The 3,011-nt window shown below is 40.1% G+C and carries 3 protein-coding genes; all 3 read left to right on the top strand.

Annotation, left to right across the window (positions count from 1 at the left end; genetic code table 11):
* Positions 1–126: 126 nt before the first annotated feature.
* The 3 genes from M0413_RS22480 (at position 127) to M0413_RS22470 (ending at position 2,938) form a co-directional block, all read left to right on the top strand.
* The gene (locus tag M0413_RS22480; RefSeq protein ID WP_047537676.1) at positions 127–804 is read left to right on the top strand and encodes a helix-turn-helix transcriptional regulator; all 678 of its coding nucleotides are present in this window, start codon (positions 127–129) and stop codon (positions 802–804) included.
* 391 nt (positions 805–1,195) lie between these two features.
* Positions 1,196–2,119: a type 2 periplasmic-binding domain-containing protein gene (locus M0413_RS22475; protein ID WP_249555720.1), complete on the top strand. Its 924-nt coding sequence runs from the start codon at positions 1,196–1,198 to the stop codon at positions 2,117–2,119.
* Positions 2,120–2,614: 495 nt separating this feature from the next.
* Positions 2,615–2,938, top strand: coding sequence for a hypothetical protein (locus M0413_RS22470; RefSeq protein ID WP_249555718.1), 324 nt, complete (start codon positions 2,615–2,617; stop codon positions 2,936–2,938).
* The last annotated feature ends 73 nt before the right edge of the window (positions 2,939–3,011 follow it).

Genomic DNA, 3,011 nt, shown 5'->3' with positions numbered 1-3,011 from the left:
AGGCTTTGAACAAGCTTACAGGGCTAGGCATGCCTGTAACTTACCGTGTAGTTTGATATTTAGACGATTATGAGGGGCTTTGTTCGCTGAATCGATTTAGGAAACAAAGCCGTGTGATTACTGTCCATGCGCCGAGCCGACCGCCTATTTCAAATAGTGCAAATTCTTAAACATCGACGACTGACGACCGCCCAAGAGCTGGCTGATCGTTTAGAAGTCTCGACCCGCACCGTGTACCGCGATGTGCAGGATTTGTGTTTGAGCGGCATTCCCATTGAAGGGGAGGCGGGCGTGGGCTATCTCTTGCGCCACGAAGTGAATGTGCCGCCGCTGATGTTTAACGAGGCCGAATTGGAGGCGATTCAAGTCGGTATGCGCATGGTACAAACTTGGGGTGGCAAGGAGCTTGGGAGTGCGGCGCGCCAGGCGATGATAAAAGTGGAAGCCGTACTACCGAAACGTTTGCAAGCCTATCAATCGTTAATGTTCTCGCCGGATTTTTATCTAGATTCTAACGAGTTTCAGTTTCTCGATCCGCTGCGTAATGCGGCCCAGCGCCGTGAATACGTCAAACTATTCTATCAAGATGTGAATAAAACCCTGACAGAGCGCGAAGTGCGGCCGCTCGCCATCTATTTTTGGCGCGGCACTTGGACCTTGCTGACCTGGTGCGAATTACGCCAAGATTTTCGCAACTTTCGGGTCGATCGTATCACAGGATTATTAAGGCTTAACTGCCATTTTGAACCGACGCCGGGACAGGAGTTAGAGGATTATATTTGCCTGATGGAAAGCCAGTCTTAACATTTGCGGTGATGGTGGTGTTGATAGAAAGCGATGGAATACCTCATTGAGTGAGGAAAGCATTGTTTATATCGTTAACCATTCAAAGGAACTATGGTTCTAACCCAATGGTTTTAGTCAATATTGACTAACTCAACGCTTTGATTGGTAAGGTTATTATAGATTTTTAATTTATGTTTAATGGCGTAAAAGCCATCTCAGCAGATCCAGCGTTTAGCATATATGTACAATGTGGTATTTGGATATTTTACCCTGCACGGCTTATAAGGGCATGTTTGCTTGGTTTGACTCACAAAACGCATAAATGTTGTGCTGTACATACCTACGAGATCTATCCTTTCTGCTAAAATTTAGCGGGAAGGATAGCTTTGATATAGCGTAATGAGCATTTATGATGACATTTCAGCGTTTTAGTCTGTTCACTTTGCTGTTTTCTATTGGAATATGGACATATATACCAAACTCATATGCTGTTGATACTTTTATTATTAATCCTCCAGAATCGAATAATGACCATAGATACCAATATACTTATGATCTGTTGACATTAATTATTGAAGCAACAAACAATGATTTTGGTGTTGGAACAATACAGATTTCTGATGTTGTCATGAGTCGTAACCGTATTTTTAGAGGATTATTAGAAGGTAAAACAGTCAACGTTATTGCTGAAGCATCTAATTCTCAGTGGGATGAACAGTTAATTCCAATAAAAATACCAATCCGTAAAGGTATTCAGGGCTTTAGAGTATTTATTATCAAGAAACAAAATTTACCCATTATGGCCAATATAAATACATTGGCACAGTTAATGGCGTTAGATACCGGTTCTGGTAGCCAATGGTCAAGTAAAGCGGCCATGCAAAATGCTGGATTTAACGTTATTGAAAGTATTCAATATGATAATTTGTTTAATATGTTATCTATGGGGAGATTTATTACTTTCGGACGAGGTGTTAATGAGGCTTTTCAAGAGGTTGAACAGTTTAAGCAACAGTATCCCGATCTCGTTGTTGATGATAATATTTTACTGCATATACCACTTGCAACTTATTATTATGTTGCACCAAATCAGCCGCGTTTAGCCACAAGAATAAAAGAGGGACTTAAACGAATAATTGCTAATGGAAAGTTTGATGAATTATTTTATCGGCGTCATTGCGAATTTTTGTTAAAAAGTAATATTAATCATAGACGAGTTTTTAAAATTAATAACCCACTCACTACTGAAGCAGAAATGACATCAATTGTTGGTAAGGACTTTTTGCTCGAACCAAGTAGTGATTTTTCGACGTTATGTGAGAAGTACCATTAATCCCATATTTAATGGGAATATTAAGTTTTTCATTATCAAAAAAGTTAAATAGTTGTTAGCTGATCTGTGTGTGCTATTGATGGTTTACTTTCTTTAAAGAGGATTGGATTCTGTAACCAGATTAATACTGTTAACTGTATAGTAGATAAAAATTTTTCTTTATCCTCATTGCTAGCTATTGCTGTTTTGTTGGAGCATCATTATGCTAATTTCTGTTGTATTTTCACTGATTTGCACTATGAAGTAGTTGCTAGAGGAAATGATACGTAAGATGTCGAGACAGTTGTTGAGCTCCTCGACGCTGCATTTGCAGTGATGTGTCGGTGAGCAACCAATCGATCCTCTTAAATAGCAGTGAATTAGGTCGTGTCTGTTGGGATATCGATAGCGATATTTAGGGGGGAATCGTTGTTACTACAATCATTGGCAATCGCTAATGAAGATGGTTAAACAGTAATCGTAAGTCGTATTAATGAAAAACGCTGCGGAGGCGCTATGTTGAAAATTAGTTCTAGCTTATTGATGTGTTTGGTGTTGTTTGCTTGTAGTTCTATGCCGAAAGATTGGTCTGGAATGTCCGCCGATGAAATATCTGCTTGGAAGTCGGCAGGTTTTAGTTCTGAAGTTGCTCAAAAGTGGCATCTTAGTGGATTTGATGCAGCGCAAGCGTCTGACTGGAACAAGGCTGGATTTAATCTAAAGGATGCGATGGCGTGGGGAGCACAGAAATTTGCCCCAGAAGAAGCTAAAAATTGGCGCGATTCAGGCTTTGACTTAGACGAGGCTTTGTTTCCTAAATCAGTTGAACTAAAACCATAGCTGGTGATCTGATCGGCATAGCCTATCAACTCACCCATCAATCGTGTCAAAACCTCGCTATAAAACAACTAAC

Origin of the sequence: Shewanella sp. 8A, assembly GCF_023475945.1 — a bacterium.
GTDB classification, from domain to species: domain Bacteria; phylum Pseudomonadota; class Gammaproteobacteria; order Enterobacterales; family Shewanellaceae; genus Shewanella; species Shewanella xiamenensis.
The sequence above is the reverse complement of the archived record's forward strand: the minus strand, read 5'-3'. Positions and strand labels throughout refer to the sequence as shown.